This window comes from Bradyrhizobium sp. SYSU BS000235 (assembly GCF_049747295.1).
GTDB lineage: Bacteria > Pseudomonadota > Alphaproteobacteria > Rhizobiales > Xanthobacteraceae > Afipia.
In genome coordinates, this window is sequence record NZ_JBMHJM010000001.1 from 19,797 (window position 1) to 41,273 (window position 21,477).

General features: G+C 60.0%; 16 protein-coding genes. 6 read left to right on the plus strand and 10 right to left on the minus strand.

Features of this window, described 5'->3' with window-relative positions:
* Window positions 1–15 precede the first annotated feature (15 nt).
* From ACP0KA_RS00095 to ACP0KA_RS00105, 3 genes are all read right to left on the minus strand, one after another.
* Window positions 16–651: a nitroreductase family protein gene (locus ACP0KA_RS00095; protein ID WP_424626804.1), complete on the minus strand. Its 636-nt coding sequence runs from the start codon at window positions 649–651 to the stop codon at window positions 16–18.
* A 179-nt stretch (window positions 652–830) separates the two neighbouring features.
* Complete coding sequence (locus tag ACP0KA_RS00100) at window positions 831–1,748, minus strand: NADP-dependent oxidoreductase (protein ID WP_424626805.1); 918 nt, start codon at window positions 1,746–1,748, stop codon at window positions 831–833.
* 369 nt (window positions 1,749–2,117) lie between these two features.
* A complete protein-coding gene (locus ACP0KA_RS00105) occupies window positions 2,118–2,675 on the minus strand; it encodes a peroxiredoxin-like family protein (protein WP_424631452.1) in 558 nt (185 codons plus the stop codon).
* Here ACP0KA_RS00105 and ACP0KA_RS00110 point away from each other — a divergent pair.
* On the plus strand, window positions 2,616–2,795 hold the full coding sequence (locus tag ACP0KA_RS00110) for a hypothetical protein (RefSeq protein WP_424631715.1): 180 nt from the start codon (window positions 2,616–2,618) through the stop codon (window positions 2,793–2,795). The genes ACP0KA_RS00105 and ACP0KA_RS00110 overlap by 60 nt on opposite strands.
* A gap of 61 nt (window positions 2,796–2,856) precedes the next feature.
* On the opposite strand, the gene ACP0KA_RS00115 is transcribed toward ACP0KA_RS00110, so the two are convergent.
* Window positions 2,857–4,047 (minus strand): LysR family transcriptional regulator, encoded by a 1,191-nt coding sequence (locus ACP0KA_RS00115; RefSeq protein ID WP_424626806.1) that lies wholly within the window; start codon window positions 4,045–4,047, stop codon window positions 2,857–2,859.
* Between the two features lie 52 nt (window positions 4,048–4,099).
* On the minus strand, window positions 4,100–4,609 hold the full coding sequence (locus ACP0KA_RS00120; RefSeq protein WP_424626807.1) for an OsmC family protein: 510 nt from the start codon (window positions 4,607–4,609) through the stop codon (window positions 4,100–4,102).
* A 629-nt stretch (window positions 4,610–5,238) separates the two neighbouring features.
* Between ACP0KA_RS00120 and ACP0KA_RS00125 the strand changes: the two genes are divergently transcribed.
* From ACP0KA_RS00125 to ACP0KA_RS00140, 4 genes are all read left to right on the plus strand, one after another.
* Window positions 5,239–6,474 (plus strand): efflux RND transporter periplasmic adaptor subunit, encoded by a 1,236-nt coding sequence (locus ACP0KA_RS00125; protein ID WP_424626808.1) that lies wholly within the window; start codon window positions 5,239–5,241, stop codon window positions 6,472–6,474.
* Entirely contained in the window at window positions 6,471–9,644 is a 3,174-nt protein-coding gene (locus ACP0KA_RS00130; RefSeq protein ID WP_424626809.1) for an efflux RND transporter permease subunit, read from the plus strand. The genes ACP0KA_RS00125 and ACP0KA_RS00130 overlap by 4 nt, the downstream gene beginning before the upstream one ends.
* 323 nt (window positions 9,645–9,967) lie before the next feature.
* The gene (locus ACP0KA_RS00135; protein WP_424626810.1) at window positions 9,968–11,557 is read left to right on the plus strand and encodes a GMC family oxidoreductase; all 1,590 of its coding nucleotides are present in this window, start codon (window positions 9,968–9,970) and stop codon (window positions 11,555–11,557) included.
* Between the two features lie 118 nt (window positions 11,558–11,675).
* A complete protein-coding gene (locus tag ACP0KA_RS00140; RefSeq protein WP_424626811.1) occupies window positions 11,676–12,917 on the plus strand; it encodes a DUF3095 domain-containing protein in 1,242 nt (413 codons plus the stop codon).
* A gap of 32 nt (window positions 12,918–12,949) precedes the next feature.
* Here the strand turns inward: ACP0KA_RS00140 and ACP0KA_RS00145 are convergent, their stop codons facing one another.
* From ACP0KA_RS00145 to ACP0KA_RS00160, 4 genes are all read right to left on the minus strand, one after another.
* A complete protein-coding gene (locus tag ACP0KA_RS00145; protein WP_424626812.1) occupies window positions 12,950–13,969 on the minus strand; it encodes a helix-turn-helix transcriptional regulator in 1,020 nt (339 codons plus the stop codon).
* A gap of 341 nt (window positions 13,970–14,310) precedes the next feature.
* A complete protein-coding gene (locus ACP0KA_RS00150) occupies window positions 14,311–16,518 on the minus strand; it encodes a molybdopterin cofactor-binding domain-containing protein (protein WP_424626813.1) in 2,208 nt (735 codons plus the stop codon).
* A gap of 4 nt (window positions 16,519–16,522) precedes the next feature.
* The gene (locus tag ACP0KA_RS00155; RefSeq protein WP_424626814.1) at window positions 16,523–16,978 is read right to left on the minus strand and encodes a (2Fe-2S)-binding protein; all 456 of its coding nucleotides are present in this window, start codon (window positions 16,976–16,978) and stop codon (window positions 16,523–16,525) included.
* A 72-nt stretch (window positions 16,979–17,050) separates the two neighbouring features.
* Window positions 17,051–17,968 carry an NADP-dependent oxidoreductase gene (locus ACP0KA_RS00160; RefSeq protein WP_424626815.1) on the minus strand — a complete coding sequence of 306 codons (918 nt, stop codon included), beginning with the start codon at window positions 17,966–17,968 and terminating at the stop codon, window positions 17,051–17,053.
* A 1,070-nt stretch (window positions 17,969–19,038) separates the two neighbouring features.
* On the opposite strand from ACP0KA_RS00160, the gene ACP0KA_RS00165 reads away from it, so the two are divergent.
* Window positions 19,039–19,437 carry an SPW repeat domain-containing protein gene (locus tag ACP0KA_RS00165; protein WP_424626816.1) on the plus strand — a complete coding sequence of 133 codons (399 nt, stop codon included), beginning with the start codon at window positions 19,039–19,041 and terminating at the stop codon, window positions 19,435–19,437.
* Window positions 19,438–19,831: 394 nt separating this feature from the next.
* On the opposite strand, the gene guaA is transcribed toward ACP0KA_RS00165, so the two are convergent.
* Entirely contained in the window at window positions 19,832–21,427 is a 1,596-nt protein-coding gene (gene guaA / locus ACP0KA_RS00170; RefSeq protein WP_424626817.1) for a glutamine-hydrolyzing GMP synthase, read from the minus strand.
* Between the last annotated feature and the right edge of the window lie 50 nt (window positions 21,428–21,477).

A 21,477-nucleotide genomic window follows, 5' to 3' on the forward strand; every position in this document is an offset into this window, starting at 1 on the left:
ACTGCTAAAAAAAATTCAAACGAGATTCAGCACATCAGTCACCGGGCGGCGCGGCTTCTGCGCCCAGTTTCCCGGACGCTCCGCTCCAATGGACAACAGCATGACCGGAACCTCGTCCTCGGCCAGTCCGAACTCGCGGTGGACTGCTTCTGCATCGAAGCCGATCATCGGCGTAGAACCCAGGCCCAGCGAACGTGCTGCATAGATCATCGCCGCCGCGCCGAAGGTGGCCGTGCGTACGGCTTCGTCTCGTCGGCGCTGCGGGTACGCCATGTACAGATTGCGTGCGGGGATTTCCCATTCCGGCACCATCGCTGCCGGCATGACCCCCGCTTCTACTAGCGGCGCCAGGCGTTCTGGTATCACGCTGGTCTCGACCAACTGTCCAACGACGATAAAGGTAACCGCCGCTTCGGTGATCGCGGGCTGATTCCAAGCGATCGGCTTCAACCTGGCTTTGGCTTCCGGTGTGCGTACGGCGATGAAGCGCCAGTTCTGCAAGTGGAAGGATGTCGGCGCCGCAGTGCCGATTCGCACCAGCTCGCGGATTTGATCGTCGCTCAAGGTAGCTGCAGTGTCGTAGTACTTCGCGGAGCTTCGGCTCAAGATACATTCGATGACGGCGTTGGTCATGGTCATTCCGTTGGTCATGGTTAGTCTTATGGATGAGAGAATGGATTGAGGGGCGCGAGCGCTTCGCGCTTTGCTGGAAATGCCGGGGGATGGAGCCCTTTCGACATCTCATGCGAAGGGCCATGAATAGCCTCCCTGCTCGCCCCGGCGCGTCCGATAGGACGCAGCCGGCTGCGTGCGTCGAAGGCGCGTGTCGATTACGGACGAACGCGGATGATCGTTTTCCCGGGGCGCCGCTCGGTCGGGTTGAAGGCGGCGACGGCGTCATCGAGGCTCGAGACGTTGCCGATGTTTGTCCGCAATCGTCCGTCCCGCACCCGCTGGCCGATCTCACTCAGCTGAGCGCGATCGGCTTCGACAACGAAGTCGATCGCTAGACCATCGGTGGGTCGCGCCTCTGACGGCCCAACGATGGACACCAGCGTTCCTCCGGCTCGAACCAGGCGCGCAGACCTCTTTCCGATGTCGCCGCCGATGAGATCGAACACCAGATCGACTCCGCCGACGTCTTCCAGCTTGTCGTTGTCGAGGTCGACGAACTCCTGCGCGCCGAAGTCGAGCGCCTTCTGACGGTCGGCGGCGCGTCCGGTGCCAATGACGTAGGCGCCCGCCAATCGCGCGAGTTGCGCCACCATTGACCCGACTGCGCCGGCCGCGCCATGCGCGAGGACGCTCTGCCCCGCCTGAAGGCGGCCGTGCTGGAACAATCCTTGCCACGCGGTGAGGCCCGAGATCGGCAGGCTCGCGCCCACGGTGAAGTCGACGTCGCCTGGGAGCGGCGCGAGGTTTCGTGCCTCGATGGCGATGTACTCCGCCAGTGTGCCGTCGCGATGCCAGTCGGCGAGACCGAACACCCGCTGTCCTACCGATAGCCCCGTCGTGCCATAGCCGAGCGCGGTGACCACTCCGGCGAGTTCGTGCCCGGGGATCGACGGTGTTCGGTCTCGGTTGAGACGATCGGTCCAGGTTGAGGGCCATGCCAACTCAGTCCCGACGAAGCCCGACGCATGAACCCGAACGAGGACGTCGTTGATTGCTGCCTGCGGCTCGGGTCGTTCCACCAGCTTCATCCCGGCCGTTCCCGCAGCCTGGTTCGTTACCACGATTGCCTTCATCGTCCACCTCCTGGTGTGTGGTATGTCGTCATCTTCCGAATTCCTTTGCGAACGAGAAAATGCGACCGCGACACGCGATGGTCCAATGACCTCTGGCTATGAAATCGATGCCATCGACGTGGCTGCCAAGGTTTTCAACGCCCCGCTCTAAGAACGCCGACGAGAGCGATCCGTTGCCGGTCGAGGATCCTGGGACGGTCAAACCCGTTCAAGGAGAGCCACGGTCCCTTGATCACCATTGGCGCAGATGCTGACGATCGCGCGTGGTCCCCGGCCCGCGAGCAGAGTTCCTTCACGGTCTGGCGGCACAAACTCGCTGAGGATCCAGCGATCGGCGGCTCCGTCGGCGAAGATGTCCTCTGGACGACATCATTCACCGGATACCGAAGCCTCCTCAGCCTGAGATTCGGCAAGTTGGCGAACGTTGTTGAGGATGTCGGATGGCTCTTGGCGGATCGTAAAATCGGGCTCGACGAAAGCGCCTTTGACGACGCCGTCTTCATCGATCACGAACGTCGCCGGGATTGGCAGCATCCACTCGGTCGATCCATGACGGTGCCCGAAGTCGTAACCGAGCCCTGCGTAGTGCGCCTTGGTTTCCTCAGGGACGCGAAATAGAACGCCGTAAGATATTGCCACGCCATGGTCGACGTCCGCGAGCATCGTCAAGTCAAGATTCAACTGCCGTTTCAACTGCCTCGGCAAATCACGGGTCTCGGGAGACAGCACGACAAGATTCGCCTTTAGCTTATCAAATTCGGTCTTGACCGCCTGAAGAGCGCGAAGTTCCGCGTTGCAGAATGGGCACCATCCACCCCGGTAGAAGCTAACGACAAGCGGCCCTTCACTGCGAAGGTGTTCAGACGAATGAAGTCGTCCATGTGCATCGGGCAGAAGAAAATCTGGCGCCCGATCGCCAACGCGCAATGCGCGAGACGCGACATCAGTCGCGCGAAGCCAATCGACGAGATGGATGTACGCGTCCCGGTCGGTGTCACTGAACCCGGCCAGAAGCTCATTACGCACCTGATCGAGGGTCTTGGTTAAATGGTCAGACATTACTTCGACGCTCACACTGGGCATCTCAAGGAACGGGCAATATGCGAGGTCACGCGGCCACACCGCTCGCTTCGAGGCGGCTTTGACAGTCGGTCTGTAGGGGCGATCCCGTGTGATGAGACCAGTCGCGTAGCCGTGCAACCTTTACGAAAGCGTCAAGCGCCGGTGAGTAGCGGCGCCCCTGTACGGCGAGAAGCCGGACCTCTCGCCATATTGGATCCCCCTCAATCGGAAGTGCCTTGAGGGATGGGAGCCGGGGCATATGCTCAGGAGCAAGAACAATTCCGAGACCTGCCGCTGCCAAATGCTGCAGGTGCAGATCCCGACTACTGCGATGATTGTGATGCGGCGGAGCGTCGGGAAACAAGAGATGCTGGAATTTTGGAGCCACGTCGCAGTTGGAGCGATCCAGAATAGTGGCTCCGCGAAGAGCTTCCATTCCGACCACTGGAAGATCTGCAAGCTGATGCGACGGGGAGAGAACGGCGACATAGCGCTCCGCAAACAACGCCCAATCGTCGATACGTTCTGGCTTGTCGTCAAGATCACCAACCAAGGCGACATTTATGTCGCCTTCTAACAGAAGCTCAACAAGGCGACTTGGAGACTCCTCCCGCAGCTCGACATCGAGGGCAGGAACGAATTTGCGAATTTCAGCGATAGGCTCGAGAACGAGCGAAGCGGAAATGGATGGAGCGAGACCGATAGCGAGTGGTGCCACCTCCTTTTGCTGAAACTCCCGCGCGCGACGTCGAACAGCCTCCGCCGATGCAAGCGTGCGCTTAAGCATAGGCAGCACCGCCTTCCCTAGGTCAGTGAGGTGGGTGAGTTGTCGCTCACGGTAGATGAGCTGCCCTCCGAGCTCCTGTTCCAGCTTTTGCACGCCCTTGGTCAGTGCCGGTTGTGTGACGTTACACATCTCCGCCGCGCGCGTGAAATTCAGCGTGTTTGCAAGGGCTAGAAAGTACCGAACCTGCTGAAGCTCCATGGGATGTTCACCGTCAACTGATACTGTCTCGACTGACACGCGCGATGGCAACGCAACATCGCGTAGCGAGCGGAGGCGCGATATCCAAAGCCACGTTGCCACTGGTGGCGGCGCGATAAAACCCGCGTCAGCCATCCCTGGACGGTTGGACACGTTTTCTGGAATCCAAAGCACTCGAGCGTCGAGCAGCAGTGCGCCGCGCTCGCGCAAATCTATCAGAAGATGGGAAAGAGCTCGGCTGGGTTGCAGCATCGGGTGTAGTCGGCGCTGCCTGCGGTGAAGTGATCGACGGCACGAGAGCCCCTCAATCCGGATCGATATACGGGATCCGGAGTTGAGCCAGATCATCCTCGTAGATGGCCTGAGTGCTGGCGTTGTGGCCGGAGGCAGGGATGTCCGGGCGCTCGCGAATATCCGCACTCATGCCAAGAATTTGTCCAACCGGGCAGAGGTTCGCGGCCTCCAGCAAGAATGCGCGCTGTTTTGCGTCGAGTTCTCCCTCCAGCACGAGAGTGCGCTCGAACGAATCTCTTTCGCCCCGGAGGCCGTGGCTAAAGCTGACGCCCACCTCCACCCGCTCCAGCGGAATTTTTTGGCGCCGGGCCTGAAAACGAACAGTCATAGCGGTGCAAGCAGCGAGAGACGCACTAAGAAGGTCGTAAGGATTTGGACCGGGTGATACGTGGCCGACTCCATCTGGACCGCCGATAGGAAACTCGGATGCGTCGACACGACCAACGAGCGCGCCGTGATTAGTGGGGTCGCTCGCGACGAAAACTTCTCTGAGCTTGGATGCTTTGTCTTGTGGTGTCATCGAGCGTCCTTTTCATCGTACTGAGCGTGTCAAGCGAAGGCGTTGCCAACTGCCGTACCGTTCGGTCTTGATCGAGGCGGCCTGCCATCGGCAGCGATATTGGGATTCCTGCTATCTCGGCGCCGCATGCGCCCCGGTCGGCGCGTTTAAATTCGGCGGCCATGCGGGTAAAGCAATCATATCCATAACCGGCAGGAATGATCCGCGACGTCAGCGTCGACGCTCCCCGACGAGCAAATCCGTGTATGCCCGCAACGGGCTTAGCGGTGCTGGCGTTCAAGAACAACGCATTTGCTTCCAGCTGAAGTCTAAGTCGAACAGGATGCGAACGAGCGCACCCGAGTGACAATAACGACCGTCTATCGACTTCATGGCGAGAGGTGATTTCCCTCGCCGGCGCCGCAAAGTCATTCTCGATAGCAGGATAGCGGTCTAGCGGACGAAGTGTTTCCGCGAAGGTTCGACTCCGATTTCGAGGCGAAGCCAGTTGGGCGAGGTTTCAGCAGGTCCAGCGATTTGTCCAAAATCCGAGGTCGTCGGAACAGCAGTGCGAATGCCGCTGCCTGTATCGAGACCGGCCGACGATAACCGTCGATCCAATTCAATTGCAACATTCTCGGGAGACGAAAGTGAGTACGACTGACAGAACGGAGTATCCGGCTCCGGCGGCCCGGCTCGATCGCGGTTCGTTTCACCGCCTTGCACGATGCGGTGGCGCATCGATCGGTATACTGTTCGCGCTCACGCTGGCCGGCTGCAATGAGAAGGCGCAATCGCAGGCGGCGCCGTCTCCTCCGCCAGTGACGGTGGCGCAACCGGTCAAACGGACCGTCACCGACTGGGACGAATTCACCGGTCGCTTCGAGGCGATCGAAGAAGTTCAGATCCGTGCCCGCGTCGGCGGTTTCATCAACAGTGTTGAGTTCAAGGATGGTGCGATCGTCCACGCCGGTGATCTGCTTTACGTCATCGATCCGCGCCCGTTCGAGGCGGTCGTAGAGCAAGCCGAGGGGCAGCTCGCCGACGCACGCGCTAAAGGGGAGCTTGCCAAGCGCGACCTCGAGCGAGGCTTGACCCTCGTGCAGACCAGCGCGGTCTCCGAGCAAGTCGTGGATCAGCGCCGTCAGGCGCTGCAGGCGGCGCGTGCCGCCGAGACGCAGGCCGATGGCGCGCTGAAGGCGGCGCAGCTCAACGTCGAATTCACCCGCGTGGTGGCGCCGATCACCGGCCGCGTCAGCCGCCATCTGGTGACCCCCGGTAATCTCGTGCAAGGCAGTGAGGGCGGCGCGACGCTACTGACCTCGATTGTATCGCTCGATCCAATCTACCTTTATTTCGACGTCGACGAGGCGACCTATCAGCGCAACAGCCGGCTGTGGTTCGAAGGCAAGCGACCGAGCTCGCGCGACACGCCGAACCCGGTGCAGGTGACGCTGACAGGCGAGACAAAACCCTCGCATGACGGGAAGATGGACTTCCTCGATAATCGACTGGACGTCTCGACCGCGACGCTGCGAAGCCGCGCGATCATCCCGAACAAGGATCTCTCGATCCTTCCCGGTCAATTTGGTCGGGTCCGGATCATCGGCTCCGCGCCCTACGAGGCGCTGCTGATCCCCGACACCGCTGTCGCCACCGACCAGTCCCGCAAGATCGTATTCGTGGTCAAGGAAGACAACACGGTGGAGGCAAGGCCTGTTGTGCTCGGGCCTCTCGATGAAGGGCTGCGCGTGATTCGCGAAGGCCTCAAGGCAGAGGATCACGTCATCATCGATGGGCTGCAGCGCGCCCGCGTCGGCGCCAAGGTGACACCGAAAATGGCGCAAGCGCCGGCGAGCGATAAGCCAGCAGGTGCCAAGCCATGAATCTCGGAAAACTTTCCATCAATCAACCCATCCTGGCGATGGTGCTGTCGATCGTTCTTTTGATTGTCGGCGCGATCGCCTACCAGACGCTGCCGGTCTCCGAATATCCGCAGGTGGCACCGCCGACCGTTACCGTCACCACGCAATATCCCGGTGCCTCGGCGCAGACCGTATCCGACACCGTCGCCGCCCCGATCGAGCAGGAGATCAACGGCGTCGAAGACATGCTGTATCTCTACAGCCAGGCGACCTCGAACGGCCAGCTCACCATCACCGTCACCTTCAAGCTCGGCACCGACCTCGACAAGGCCCAGGTGCTGGTGCAAAACCGCGTCGCGATTGCGCAATCGCGGTTGCCCGAGGAGGTGCAGCGCAACGGCGTCGTCACCCGCAAGAACTCGCCCGACATCCTGATGGCTGTGTTCGTGCTGTCGCCCGACGACACATTCGATCAGCTCTACATTTCCAATTACACATTGCTGCAGGTCCGCGATCACCTTTTGCGCCTCGACGGCGTCGGCGACATCCAGATGTTCGGCGCGCGCGACTACTCGATGCGCTTGTGGCTTGATCCCGATCGGATGGCCAATCTCGGTTTGACATCGAGCGAAGTATTGGCAGCGATCCGGGCGCAGAACCTGCAGATCACAGGTGGGCAAATTGCGGAGCCACCGATCGCCGATCGCGCATTCCAGCCGAACCTCGTCTTTACTGGCCGCCTCAAAGATATCAGCCAATTCGAGGACATCGTGGTGAAGGCCGGATCCGACGGCCGCACTGTGCAGTTGCGCGACGTCGCCCGTGTCGAGCTCGGTGCACTGTCCTACGCCACCAGCAGCTTCATCCTGCGCAAGTCCGCTGTCGCAATGGTGGTAACGCAACGGCCCGGGTCGAACGCGCTCGCCACCGCGAAGCAGATCTCCGACACGATGGCGCAGCTCAAGAAGAGCTTTCCGAAGGGGCTCGACTACAACATCGGCTACAACCCTACGGAATTCATCGCCCAATCGGTCCATGAGCTGATCAAGACGATCTACGAGGCGATGGCGCTCGTCGTCATCGTGGTGCTGGTGTTTTTGCAGGGGTGGCGGCCTGCGATCATCCCGATCATCGCGATCCCGGTATCACTAATCGGCACCTTCGCGGTGATGGCCGCGCTCGGATTCTCGATCAACAATTTGACGCTGTTCGGTCTGGTCCTTGCAGTCGGCATTGTGGTCGACGACGCCATCGTGGTTGTCGAGAATGTCGAACGACATCTCCAGCGCGGGATGAGCCGGCGCGACGCGGCGCTCAGGACCATGGAAGAAGTCGGCGGTGCGCTGGTCTCGATCGCGCTGGTGCTCTGCGCAGTGTTCGTGCCAACAGCCTTCCTTGGCGGCATTTCCGGACAGTTTTTCCAGCAATTCGCCGTCACGATTGCGGTCGCGACTGCCCTCTCCTGCTTCTGCTCGCTGACGCTGTCGCCAGCATTGGCCTCGCAGATCCTTACTCCGCACGAAGAGAAACACCCGCCGGCGCGCTGGAACATCATCGCGCGCGGATGGGACAAATTTACCGCGTTGTTCAATCGCATCTTCGATCGCCTGGCGTACGGTTACGCGGCCGCCGCCGACTTCATGATCCGGCATACGGCGGCGATGCTTGTGATCTATTTGGCGCTGATTGGCAGCGCCGGCTGGCTGCTCGCCACCACATCGCAGGGCTTCATTCCAGACCAGGATCGCGGTTACCTCATCATCTCGGCGCAATTGCCAGGCGCGGCGTCGCTCGCGCGGACAACTGCTGTGGTCCGCGAAATCGAGCGCATTGCTCTAGATACACCGGGTATTGTCCGCGTCGGGGCGTTCACTGGCTTCTCCGGAGCGACGCGAACGCAGGCCGGCAATGCCGCGGCGTTGTTTCCGGTGTTCGACGAGCAGGAAGCACGGCAGAAGAAGGGGTTATCGGCCAAGGCGATCACGGCCAATTTGCGCAAGCGATTGTCGGTGATTCAGGGCGCTTTCATCATCGTCATTCCACCACCAGCGGTCCCAGGCATCGGCACCGGCGGCGGCTTCGCCATTCGCATCCAGGATCGACAAGGGCGCGGTCCCGAGCAGCTCGCTGCCGTGACAGACGAGCTCGTCGCCGCCGGGCGGAAGTCGCCAAACCTGACCTCGGTGTTCTCTCCGTTCACGGCCAACACGCCGCAGCTGTTTGTCGACATCGATCGCGTCAAGGCACAGAAGCTCGGGGTGCCGATCGCCAATGTCACCGACACGATCGAGACTTACTTCGGCTCGACCTATGTCAACGACTTCAACCTGTTCGGTCGCACCTATCACGTCACCGCGCAGGCGGATCTCCCGTTCCGCAAGGAGGCCGCGGATCTCGCGCGGCTGCGTACCCGCAACGCCGCCGGCGACATGGTGATGCTCGGAAGCGTCGTGGATTTCAGGGACATCTCCGGACCCGATCGTGTCGCGCGCTACAATCTCTACTCGGCCTCCGAACTGCAGGGTGAGCCGGCACCGGGCGTGAGCTCGGGGACGGCCCTCAACACCATCAAACAATTGGCTGACGAAATATTACCGACCGGCTTTTCCTTCGAATGGACCGATCTGTCCTATCAACAGGTGACCGGAGGCAATGCCGGCCTCTATGTCTTCCCGATCTGCGTGCTGTTCGTCTATCTGGTGCTGGCGGCGCAATATGGCAGCTGGACGCTGCCGTTCGCGGTGATCCTGATCGTGCCAATGTGCCTGTTCGCGGCCACCATCGGTGTGCGCATCATGGGCCAGGACGTCAATATCCTGACCCAGATCGGCTTCCTGGTGCTGGTAGGACTCGCGGCCAAGAACGCCATCCTGATCGTCGAGTTCGCGCGTGACATCGAGCTCGAAGGCAGGCCGCGGCTGGAAGCTGTCATCGAGGCCTGCCGGCTCCGCCTGCGGCCGATTCTGATGACATCGTTCGCTTTTATCTTAGGCGTGCTGCCGCTGGTGGTGTCCACCGGCTCCGGCTCGGAGATGCGCCAGGCGGTCGGCGTCGCCGTGTTCTTCGGTATGCTCGGCGTCACACTGTTCGGCCTTGTCTTCACGCCGATCTTCTACATGGTGGTGCGCAACCTCGCGGAAGGCAAGAACGAGGGCAAGCCGACCCAGATCACGGCCGCCGCCGCAGAGTGAGTTGCGACCACGCCGATGCGCAATGAAGCCGCAACACGATCTCCGCCCTCCTGAGACGCGTTCCGTACTCAGGATGGCGGGAACATCGCTTTCGAGGTGCGATGCGGCTCGTGGCATTCTTCACGATGCATCGCGCCACGAGGCAGGCGGCAATAACGATCGTCTATGGAGTCTATGGCGACAGGTGATTTCCCTCGTCAGCGTTCCAAGGTCATCTTCAAAAAGCGTGATCCGATCCATCTCATGATCGGAGCCGTGATGGCGCGGCGCCGGCTACAGGCGTCGTTTGAACGTTAGAAATTTGTACGAAAGAGAAGTCACTGATGTCCGAGGAAGCCTATGACATTGTCATCGTTGGCGCAGGCGCAGCCGGCTGCGTCGTCGCGAGTTATCTCGCCGAACACACCGATGCATCGATCGCGCTGATTGAAGCGGGCGACATAGATCGCGATCCGTTCATCCACATCCCTGCCGGCTTCGCCAATATCCTCGCGCACGATCGGCATGTATGGAAATATGAGACGGTCCCCCAGCATGGCATCAAGCGATCATTTCGCTCAGGCAAAGTGCTCGGCGGCGGCTCTTCGATCAATGCAATGTGCTACGTGCGGGGTCAGACGCGCGACTACGCCGCGTGGCAGGCTGCAGTCGGCGACACCGGCAACTGGTCGTATGACGACCTGCTTCCCGTCTTCATGGCGCAGGAGCACAATGACACCTTCCACGACGCATATCACGGCATCAATGGTGGCTTGGCGGTGCAGCTGCCCAAGGGCATCAACGCGTTGAACCAATATTGCCTCAAGGCCTTCCAGGAATATGGTGTCCCCTACAATCCCGACTATAACGGCGAGAGCCAGATCGGCGTCTCGCCTGTACAGTCTACGGTTGGAAATGCGCAGCGATGCAGCGCGGTCGATGCTTATCTGCGTCCCCACCTCGCCTCCGGCCGCGTGACCGTTCTCACCGGGAAGACGGTCGTTCGCATCCTCGTCGAGAACAAGCGGGCTGTCGGCGTCGAGCTCATGGACAATGAGATGATCATGGCCGGCGAGGTTGTGCTGTCGGCCGGCGCCGTCCACAGTCCAAAAATTCTCATGCACTCAGGTATCGGACCGGCCGAGCAACTGCGCCAGCACGGCATCGCGGTGATCGTCGATTCTCCGGAGGTGGGCGAAAATCTTCACGACCACCCGATGATCCCGGTCCGTGCCTACGTGAAAGGCGATCTCGGCTATCAGGCCGCCGCGCATGGCCTCGGCACCATAAAGGCAGGGGTGCGTTATCTCGTGACCAAGGATGGCCCAGCGTCGGGTAACGGCATTGAAACGGTAACCCACTGGAATCCGTCCGACTTCTCCGCCGACCCGACGATCCAATGTTATCACTCTCCAGTCATCTTGAACGAACAACTCAGCGCGACGGGCGACCGCTCGGGGGTCACCTTCGAACTCGTAGTGCTTCAGCCCAGGAGCCGTGGCTGGGTGCGGCTGGCCGACAGCGACCCGACGTCGATGCCCCTCATCAACCCGAACTTCGTCGGTGAGGAGGAAGACTTAAAGGCCGCGGTGGAATCGGTACACGCGATCCGCAAAGTCATGGCGCAGGAGTCGTTGGCGTCAGTCATCGAAGAGGAGATGGATCCCGGTCCGCGCATCCAGTCGGACGCTGAGATCGCCGACTGGGTGAAGCGTGTCGTGCAAACGATGTGGCATCCCGTCGGCACGTGCCGGATGGGCAAGGATGAGCGAGCGGTTGTTGATGCAAGGCTCAGGGTCCGCGGGGTCGACGGCCTCCGGGTGATCGATGCCTCGATCATGCCGAACATCACCAGCGGCAATACCGACGCCCCGACCCAGGCGCTCGCGCGCCACGCCACGGCGATGCTCGTGGAGGATCTGAAGCGGAACTAAAAGCGCTGAAGATCAGGATAAGCAAGAAGACGCGAGAAGGCGCCGCGAGGCGCCGCCTCGTGCCGATGGATAGTGCGCTCCACGCGAACTCCGATGATGGCGACCGAAGGACGCGCAAATGATGGTGGACGGGTCAGAGCAAACCTTCGAAATCGGCCCTTTCGAGATGAAGGTTGACCAAGAGGCCCAAGACAACAGCTTCTATCAGGCGCTTGCGCCCTTCGACTCTTTTGATGACGTTATGCGGCGGGATCGGTATCGCCCTCTACCTGATGACTGGATCATCGCCGTTACGGACGTCAGCCATTCGACCGAAGCTGTTGAACAAGGTCGGTACCGTGAGGTGAATACGGCCGGCGCAGCGGTTCTTGCTGCCATCAGCAATGCGCTGCCCGACCTGCAGTTTCCGTTCTCGTTCGGAGGAGATGGCGCGAGCTTCGCCGCGCCCGGGACCTATTCGTCCATTGTCCGGGATACGTTGGCAAAAACCGCCGCTTGGGCTGAAGACGCATTCGGTCTCACGTTGCGCATTGCGGTCATTCCTATGGCGGACATTCGCGCTCAGCACTTGGACGTCCTGGTCGCCCGCTTCGCGCCCTCTTCGAACGTCACCTACGCGATGTTTGCCGGCGGAGGGCTTGCCTGGGCCGAGCGCAAACTCAAGCAAGGCAGCTACGCGGTCCCACGCGCGCCCATGGGAGTAATGGCCGACCTCACAGGTCTTTCGTGCCGATTTGCGCCTATCAGTACCAAGAACGGCGTCATTTTGTCTCTTATCGTCGTTCCGCGCGATGATCCGACTTCGTTCGAGGAAATCATCCAGGAGCTCCTGCGGATGCTGCGTTCAGATGATCCCGACCTACATCCATTACCTGCCGAGGGCCCGCTTCCCGCCTGGACCGGCGGCGATCTTGATCATGCCATCAAGACAGGCAGCCGAAAGATCACTTTTGTTACTTGGGCCGCGGAGTGCTTGCGCTCCGTTCTGGCGCGGGTGCGCACCCAATTTGGAATTCCTACTGGCGGTTTTCATGAAGCTCGGTTCCGGCGAGAACTTGTGGAGAATACAGACTTCCGAAAATTCGATGACGGCCTACGTATGACAGTGGACTGCTCATCTGAACTCGCCGATGCCATAGACGCACGCCTGGAAGAGGCTCAGCGACGAGGCGCATGTTTTTTTGGAACGCATCGACAGTCAGCGGCAAATCTTACATGCTTTGTGCCATCACCCACGCAAGCTAATCACGTGCACTTCGTTGATGGCGCTTCCGGCGGTTACACCTTTGCCTCGGTCAAATTGAAGCGAAACGTTGCAAGCAGCCTCGGCGCGATGAACAAGGCTATCGGCACCTGGTAATGACTGCCACTATACACCTCGGCACCTCGTTCTCAGATACTCTTCTCCGCGTCGCTCTCCTTGGCTATCCGCCGATAGTCGCTCGGATCCCGTTTGTGCGCCTTTCGAAAAGCGCGCACAAAACTTGAACGGCTCTCGTACCCCGCATTCTGAGCAACGACGTCGATCGACATCGTCGTTGTCGTCAAATCGATCGCGGCCTGGCGCATTCTCAAGTCTCGCAAGATGACCATCGGGGATTGTCCAAAGATGTCCGAGAACCGCGCCATGAACGCTGAACGACTCAATCCCGCACTGTGTGCCAAGCTTTGAACTGAATGGGCAGCTCCCGGCCGCGCCACCATATCCGCAAAAGCGCGGGTGACCTGCCTGTCGGTGAGTATCGAGAATCGCTCGGTCCACTGCTGGGATGACCTGAGGGACCGTCGCACCAATGAGACAATGACTTGCTTGAGCAGAGACGCTGTCATGGCTCCAACGCCGACCTCTTCTTTTAGCAGTTCGTCCATAGCCTCGCGAAGCTTCAGATCAATCTTGTCCGCTGGCTCGAATTGCTCGACGACCGGCTCGCGGAGTTCTCCGAACAACCTCACAGAGTGACCAAAGGATGCGTTGAAAAAGCCGCATATCTGAACGATTTCGGGTTGTTCGTTCGGCGCTTCGATGCGGAGGATGCCGTCTTTTCGATTCCAGCAATCTCTCGAAATGAGCTTCGTCGGGCCACTTCCACTATCAACCTCGATCATGAACGGAGTGTTCGGCGGCATAATGATGAGCAAATGAGGGCTCAACGCCATCTTTGGTCCGCCGTTAATGGACATGCGTCCTACGCCGCTCAAGTTGTAGTGAATCGCGACTGCGTCGATATTTCCCAGTTCCACTCGATGGCCGTGCGGCACCAGAAGCTGAGTTAGCCCGATGACGTCGATGTTGAGCGCCTGCATCAGGTTGTTGAGGTCTGTTGCAGACAATTTGACGGTGGAGCCCGCGGGCAGCGAAACGTTGTGCCCGACGCGAGCCCGCCCTGGAACCGCTTTCGAAGTGTTCCGCATAAATGTAGTGGCCCTTTACTGCTTGGCTACTGGCACCGATCGTGCTCCGCAGCCTGTTCTCCAAGGATCAGCGAGGGCGTCGCCGTACTTGTTCGTACCACCGTACTTCCCGTCTTGCCATCGATTCTAGGGGGTCTTCAGACGTTCGCCGGCACTATCCAGGAAGCCCGTTACACAGCTTCGAAGAGGATCGAGTTTGTAATCCGAGACGACTTCATTCTGAGCGGTGATTTATTCCGATCGCAGCACGTGAACGCTCCCAAAGCTACTGTGCTCTCGGCTTTAGTCCCAGACCGACATCCCGCGCGCGCTGCAACACGTGCGGGATGACGGGGCAAGAACTAAGACGACGACTTCAGCAAATCTGTATCGATCGGCAGACTGCGGACACGCTTGCCCGTCGCAGCGAAAACCGCATTGGTCACTGCAGCACTTACAATGGCTGTCGGAGCTTCACCAACGCCACCCGGAGCCTCTGCATTCTTAATCAAATGCGTCTCCACCACCGGCACCTCGTCGATACGCATCGGCAAATACGTGTCGAAATTGCTCTGCTCAACGCGTCCATCGTTGAAGGTGATCGAGCCATGGAGCGCGGCGGTCAACCCGAAAAGCGTTCCCCCCTGAATCTGTGCTTCAATCGTATCGGGATTGACGTACATGCCGCAGTCAATCGCACAGACGATCCGCTTGACCTTGACAGTGCCATCGGCCGCGACTTCGACCTCGGCAACCTGCGACGTATAACTTCCGTATGCGAATTGGACCGAAATCCCGCGGCCATGCCGCGCGGGAAGTGGCGATCCCCACCCTGCTTTTTCTGCGGCAAGCAATAGAACTGCAAGCGCTCGCGGGTTGTGACCAAGCAGTCCCTTGCGATAAGCGACAGGATCCTGCTTCGCGGCATGCGCCAGCTCATCCATGAAGCTTTCGACCACAAAAATATTGTGAGTCGGTCCGACGCCACGCCACCAAGACGTCCGGACACCAGGAGGCTCGACCCGGACAAAGTCGACGTGGATATTGGGCAGTGCATAGGGCGGCTCGGCCGCCGCTTCAATGGCATCGGGGTCCAATCCGTCCTTGACGTAAGGGGGATAATAGCGAGCCATGACTGAGGAGCCGGCGATCCGATGCGTCCAGGCAACCGGCTTGCCGGCCGCATCAAGTCCTGCCGACAGCCGATCGAGATAGTACGGCCGATACATATCGTGCTGGATATCTTCCTCGCGGCTCCAGATCACCTTCACCGGACCATCGACGCGCTTGGCAATCTTGACGGCCAGCACCGTGCCATCGGCCTCCAGCCTTCGGCCAAAGCCACCGCCAATCAGATGATTGTGAATTTTGACTGCATCCTTTGGCAAGCCGGTCAGTTCGGCCACCATCGACTGCGTGATCGTAGGTGCCTGTGTGCCGACCCAGATGTCGCAACGATCTTTCCGCAGATGAACGGTGCAGTTCATCGGCTCCATCGCCGCATGGGCCAGAAAAGGCACCTGATAGATGGCGTCAAGCCGCTGCGCTGCCTCCGCAAATGCCTTCCCCACGTCACCCACGTTACGGGCGACGGCACCCGGTTTTTTGGATTCCTCCTCCAATTGCCTGACGATATCGGCGTTGCTGACCTTGCCGTTCGGTCCGTCGTCCCATTTGATGGCAGCGGCCTCAAGCCCCTTCTTCGCAGCACCCATATGGTCCGCGACCACGGCAACTGCTTCATCGATATTGACCACCTGCCGGACGCCCTTCACCGCCAGCGCGGCCTTCTCATCCACCGTTTTCGCTTTGCCACCGAGCACAGGCGAAATAGCAACCGCCGCAACTTTCATGCCCGGCAGTCGCGTATCGATGCCATAGAGCGCGCGCCCATCAACCTTTATTGCTGAATCCACGCGTTTGGCGCGCGTGCCGATCAGGGTGAAATCCTTCGGATCCTTCAATTTGACGCTTGCCGCAGGCGGCACAGGCAATTTCGCCGCGGCGTTCGCAAGTTCACCATAGCTCAGATGCTTCGAGCCTGACGCATGGAACACGACGCCATCCCCGGCGCGGCAAGTCGCTGGATCGACATTCCAGCGCTTTGCAGCCGCCGCAATCAGCAGATTACGCCCCACTGCCCCTGCTTGACGCAGCGGCGTCCAGAAGGCGCGGACAGAGGAGGAACCGCCTGTGTTTTGAATGCCTATGATCGAATTGACGTAAAGCGCCTCATTTGGCGGTGCATGCTGAAGCTGAATCTGCTCGAGCTTCACTTCCAGTTCTTCAGCGAGAAGCATCGAGAGCGACGTGTAAACCCCCTGCCCCATCTCGACCATCGGCATGATGAGGGTCACAGCGCCGGTTGGATTGATCCGTATAAATCCATTCGGCGCGAAAGCAGCGGTGATCTCGCTTTCGATCACCTGCGAAGCAGCCGCCGCGAAAACGGACTCCGTGCTTGCGCCGGTCAACGCAAAACCAAGCACCAAACCTGCGCCCTGAAGAAAGGCACGCCGGGACATTGCTGTTTCATCAACAATCTGCTCTCTCGAAATAAGCTCGTCCATGCCCTCAAACTCCCGCAGCGTGCTTGATCGCAGCGCGGATGCGCTGATAGGTGCCGCATCGGCAAACATTGCCCGACATCGCGGCGTCGATATCGTTATCCGTCGGCTTCGGCGTGTCCTTCAGCAGCGCCGCCGCCGACATGATCTGGCCGGACTGGCAGTAGCCGCATTGCACCACCTCCAGCTCCAGCCACGCCTTTTGCAAGGCTGCGCCCTGCGGCGTCCGGCCGATTGCTTCGATCGTGGTGACCGGGCTGTCTCCAACGCTGTCGACCGGCGTTTGGCAGGAGCGAACGGGCTGCCCGTCGACATGCACCGTGCAGGCGCCGCACAGCGCCTGGCCGCAGCCGAATTTGGTGCCGGTCATACCGAGCACATCGCGCAGCACCCACAGCAGCGGGATGTCACCGTCGACGTCGACGTTGTGTGGTGTGCCGTTTATCTTCAACGTGAAAGCCATAGATGCCTCTTTGTCGCCGGGGGTCGATAGGACGCAGCCGGCCAGTTGCGTGGATCAATGGGCGCGCGTCGCTCAGGGACGAACGCGGATGATCATCTTCCCTGCACGTCGTTCGGTTGAGTTGAAGGTGGCGATGGCGTCATCGAGGGGCGAGACGTTGCCGATGTTTGTCCGCAGTCGTCCATCGCGTACCCGCTGGATGATCTCACTCAATTGGGCACGATCGGCCTCAACAACGAAATCGACCGCCAGACCATCGACAGGCCGCACCTCGGTCGGGCCAGCGATCGTCACCAGCGTTCCTCCGGTTCTAATCAGGTCTTCGGACCGCTTCGCGATGTCGCCGCCGAAGACATCGAACACCAGATCGACGCCGCCGATGTCTTTGAGGGCGTCGCTCGCGAGATCGACGAACTCGTGTGCACCAAAGTCCTGCGCCTTCAGACGGTCCGCAGCGCGTCCGGTGCCGATGACGTGTGCGCCGGCCGATCGCGCGAGTTGCGTCACCATCGAACCGACTACGCCGGCGGCGCCGTGCACGAGAACACTCTGCCCTGCTCGAAGGCGGCCGTGCTGGAACAGTCCCTGCCACGCGGTCAGGCCCGACATCACCACACTCGCGCCCACCGTGAAGTCGACGTCGCCCGGGAGCGGCGCGAGATTGCGAGCCTCCACGGCCACATACTCGGCAAGGGTCCCGTCGCGTGTCCAATCCGTGAGGCCGAAGACCCGCTGCCCTACCGACAGCCCCGTCGTTCCATAGCCGAGGGCTGTGACCACTCCCGCCAGCTCGTGCCCAGGGATCGACGGTGTTCGATCACGGCCAAGGCGATCGGTCCAGGTCGGCGGCCACGTCAGTTCATCCCAGGTGAATCCCGACGCATGAACCTGAACGAGCACGTCGTTAATCGCTGGCAGCGGCTCGGGGCGCTCCACCAGTTTCATCCCGGCCGCTCCCGCCGTCTGGTCCGTCACAATGATCGCCTTCATGATAGTCTTCTCCTCAGGTGGAAACGTTGCGGCGTTGAAAAGCCTGTTGGGCCTCTAACGCAGGGCCATGGTCCGTTCCGAAAGCGAAATAACGCCTCGCAGCGATCCACGTGGCCTCGCTTCCTGAACTGCTCGATGCAGAGCGGGCTTACCCGGCGTCACATCATCGACGCCGTGCCCTGCATATCGATCGCCAACAACGCTGCCATCGCAACGCCCAAGAGACCGACGATCCTCATGATACTGTTGCCTATGCGGGCGAATTGGTGGCGCGCGTTGACGATTTAGCTGTCTCGCGGCGGATAGAATTGGGTCCAGACGAGTGGTGAGCCGACGAACACTAACTCATTGAGATTCGGGGCGGCTAAGTCGCCTGATGCAGTATATGCACGGAGATGGCGCGTCCTCGTCACGTTATTGGATATGGACCGAGCGAACACGGCCGTTACAGCAACCGCGCTGAAAACCGCGACGGTGATCGTTAGGATAATGCGCATATCTTTTTCTTCCGCACGACATTGCGTGAAATCCGTCCGAGCTGCGCTCGACGTTACTTGAGGAGACCTGCATTCTGAGTTGTCGCAGCGTGGGACGATTTTTTCCAATAGCTGGCGCCTATAATTTCCATGGCGTCAGGGAATACTGCTGCGACGTGAGAATGTTAACGCAGGGCAAGCACCGGATTGTCCCAATGCAGGCGCCGCATTTCATCATCAGCACGGGCGAAGCCATTGCTTACGGCGACGTTATTTTAGACTGTCGCAACGAGGCTCATATCGCCGACCTGATGCCAATACTCCGAAGATTACGACGCGCGGAGCGGTCGTCGCTGATCAAGTGAACCAGGCCCCTGAACGCAGGGATAGCGGGAATGGAAACAATAACGAGCGGGCATTTCTAATGCTCCCCTCCGCGGAATAGCTTTTCACCGTACCCGCCGAAGATCTTCGATGTCGTCTTAAGCCATCGAGATGGGTCCAGCCAAACTGACGTTTAAACGTTGATAGGCGATGGCCCGCATTCGGTGGGACGCTCGGATCTAATCAGCGACCCGCACCAGGAGCCACGTCATGCCGTTCCGCTTCGTCACAAAAGCCATCCACGCCTACCTCATCGACTATCCCGTCGCAATTGTACTGATCGGCGCACCATTCGTGCTGGAATTGGGTCATAGCAGCCCAATTGCGATGTGGCTCTCGGTCGTGACCGGTGTCGCGGCGTTTCTGCTTGCTGTGATCACCAATCACGAGACGGGGCTCATCAAACTCGTTCCGTACTGGATGCACCTGTGGGTCGATCGCGCGGTCGGTCTGGTATTTATAATCGCGCCTTTTGTCTTCAACTTTACCGGCCTTGATGCGTGGTACTACTGGGTGTTGGCCGCCGCCGTAATCCTCACGACATCTGTCCTCAATGCGCCCGAAGACGTGAGGGACCAGCACGGGATCGGCACACGCACCGCGGTGTGAGCTACAGTCGGCTTGGCACTCCGAGCGAGGATTCAACCGCAAGGATCGGAGTGCTAAATCGCATTGCCATGGCGAGAGGGTCGTGAGACCTTTACGGCTGCAACTCACTGACGTTCATCCGGTGGCTGAAGGCGTGGCCGGAGCAGATGTCTGCATTCTTGTTAAGTCATACCGGGACTTCAGAAGGTGTTTACCGATGCATTCGCCCTCAGCGAAGCAGAGCTGGCGCAGACCGCAAAAACCTTCGCGCATTCTCGGGCGAACTGTATCCGTTGGCCACGTGAGCGCGACGGACCAGATTGCGTTTATCTTTTTCGCATTGCCGTCGTTCGATCATTTCTAACGAATGTTATCGTATCCTATTCTATCCGATGCTACGCCAAACTACGCCCCGTCACTCCCACTCAATCGTACCCGGCGGCTTTGACGTCACGTCGTAGACGACGCGGTTGACACCCTTTACTTCGTTGATGATGCGTGTGGCCGTCTCGCCGAGGAATTTCATATCGAACGGATAGAAGTCGGCGGTCATGCCGTCAGTGGATGTGACCGCGCGCAAGCCGACTACGTGCTCGTACGTGCGGCCGTCGCCCATCACGCCTACGGTCTTCACCGGCAACAGCACGGCGAAAGCCTGCCAGATGGTGTCGTAAAGGCCGGCCTTGCGGATCTGATCGATGTAGACAGCATCCGCATTGCGCAGGATGTCGAGCTTCTCTCGCGTGATCTCGCCCGGACAACGGATCGCGAGGCCAGGTCCCGGGAATGGGTGGCGGCCAACGAAGACATCCGGCAGACCGAGTTCACGGCCGAGCGCGCGCACTTCGTCCTTGAACAGCTCACGGAGAGGTTCAACGAGCTTCATGTTCATGCGCGCCGGCAAACCGCCGACGTTGTGATGCGATTTGATCGTCACCGACGGACCGCCGGTGAACGATACGCTTTCAATCACGTCGGGATAGAGCGTGCCCTGGGCGAGGAAATCCGCACCACCAATCTTCTTCGCTTCGGCATCGAACACATCGATGAACAGGCGGCCGATGGTCTTGCGCTTGACCTCCGGATCGGTGACGCCGTCGAGCTCGCCGAGGAATTGCGCTGACGCGTCAACGTGCACCAGCGGAATGTTGTAGTGATGCCGGAACAGATCGACGACCGTCTTGGCTTCGTTGAGCCGCAGCATGCCGTGGTCGACAAACACACAGGTCAGCTGATCGCCAATCGCTTCGTGAATCAAGATAGCTGCAACGGACGAATCGACGCCGCCGGAAAGGCCGCAGATCACCCGCCCCTTGCCGACCTGCGCGCGGATCTTTTCGATAGCTTCCTCACGGAACGCACGCATGGTCCAGTCGCCCTTGAGGCCGACGACCTTGCGTACGAAATTACGGATCAGTTTCGCACCATCCCGGGTATGGACGACCTCGGGATGGAATTGCATCGCATAGAATTTACGCTTGTCATCCGCGATGACGGAAATCGGTGAGCCCGGTGCCTTGGCCACGCCACGAAAACCATCAGGCAGCTTCGTGACCCGGTCGCCATGGCTCATCCAGACGTCGTACTTGCCGCCCTTCTCCCAAACCCCGTCGAACAGCGCGCAATCGTCCGTGACTTCGATGGTGGCGCGCCCGAACTCACGATGATGACCAGCCTCGACAGTGCCGCCGAGCTGCTGCGCCATGGTCTGCTCGCCATAGCAGATGCCGAGCACCGGGACGCCCGCCGTCAGGATCGAGAGCGGCACCGATGGCGCGTCCGCGTCCAGCACCGAAGCCGGTCCCCCGGAGAGGATCACCGCCTTGGGTTTCATATCCTGAAAAGCCGCCTCAGCCTTCTGAAACGGCACGATTTCGGAATACACCCCATCCTCGCGGACCCGCCGCGCGATGAGCTGCGTCACCTGCGAGCCGAAATCGACGATGAGAATCTTTTCGTGGGCGGCCGCCACATCGGGCGTCGCCGGGCTGGTCTGGCTGTGTGCTGTCATAGACAGGAATTACGCGAGCCGAGGCTGCACCGCAATGGGTTCCTGTGCCA

Coding starts and splice junctions, on each gene's coding strand:
- ACP0KA_RS00095 (WP_424626804.1), bottom strand. CDS start 651: ATGACCAACGGAATGACCATGACCAACGCCGTCATCGAATGTATCTTG.
- ACP0KA_RS00100 (WP_424626805.1), bottom strand. CDS start 1,748: ATGAAGGCAATCGTGGTAACGAACCAGGCTGCGGGAACGGCCGGGATG.
- ACP0KA_RS00110 (WP_424631715.1), top strand. CDS start 2,616: ATGAAGTCGTCCATGTGCATCGGGCAGAAGAAAATCTGGCGCCCGATC.
- ACP0KA_RS00115 (WP_424626806.1), bottom strand. CDS start 4,047: ATGCTGCAACCCAGCCGAGCTCTTTCCCATCTTCTGATAGATTTGCGC.
- ACP0KA_RS00120 (WP_424626807.1), bottom strand. CDS start 4,609: ATGACACCACAAGACAAAGCATCCAAGCTCAGAGAAGTTTTCGTCGCG.
- ACP0KA_RS00130 (WP_424626809.1), top strand. CDS start 6,471: ATGAATCTCGGAAAACTTTCCATCAATCAACCCATCCTGGCGATGGTG.
- ACP0KA_RS00135 (WP_424626810.1), top strand. CDS start 9,968: ATGTCCGAGGAAGCCTATGACATTGTCATCGTTGGCGCAGGCGCAGCC.
- ACP0KA_RS00140 (WP_424626811.1), top strand. CDS start 11,676: ATGATGGTGGACGGGTCAGAGCAAACCTTCGAAATCGGCCCTTTCGAG.
- ACP0KA_RS00145 (WP_424626812.1), bottom strand. CDS start 13,969: ATGCGGAACACTTCGAAAGCGGTTCCAGGGCGGGCTCGCGTCGGGCAC.
- ACP0KA_RS00150 (WP_424626813.1), bottom strand. CDS start 16,518: ATGGACGAGCTTATTTCGAGAGAGCAGATTGTTGATGAAACAGCAATG.
- ACP0KA_RS00155 (WP_424626814.1), bottom strand. CDS start 16,978: ATGGCTTTCACGTTGAAGATAAACGGCACACCACACAACGTCGACGTC.
- ACP0KA_RS00160 (WP_424626815.1), bottom strand. CDS start 17,968: ATGAAGGCGATCATTGTGACGGACCAGACGGCGGGAGCGGCCGGGATG.
- ACP0KA_RS00165 (WP_424626816.1), top strand. CDS start 19,039: ATGCCGTTCCGCTTCGTCACAAAAGCCATCCACGCCTACCTCATCGAC.
- guaA (WP_424626817.1), bottom strand. CDS start 21,427: ATGACAGCACACAGCCAGACCAGCCCGGCGACGCCCGATGTGGCGGCC.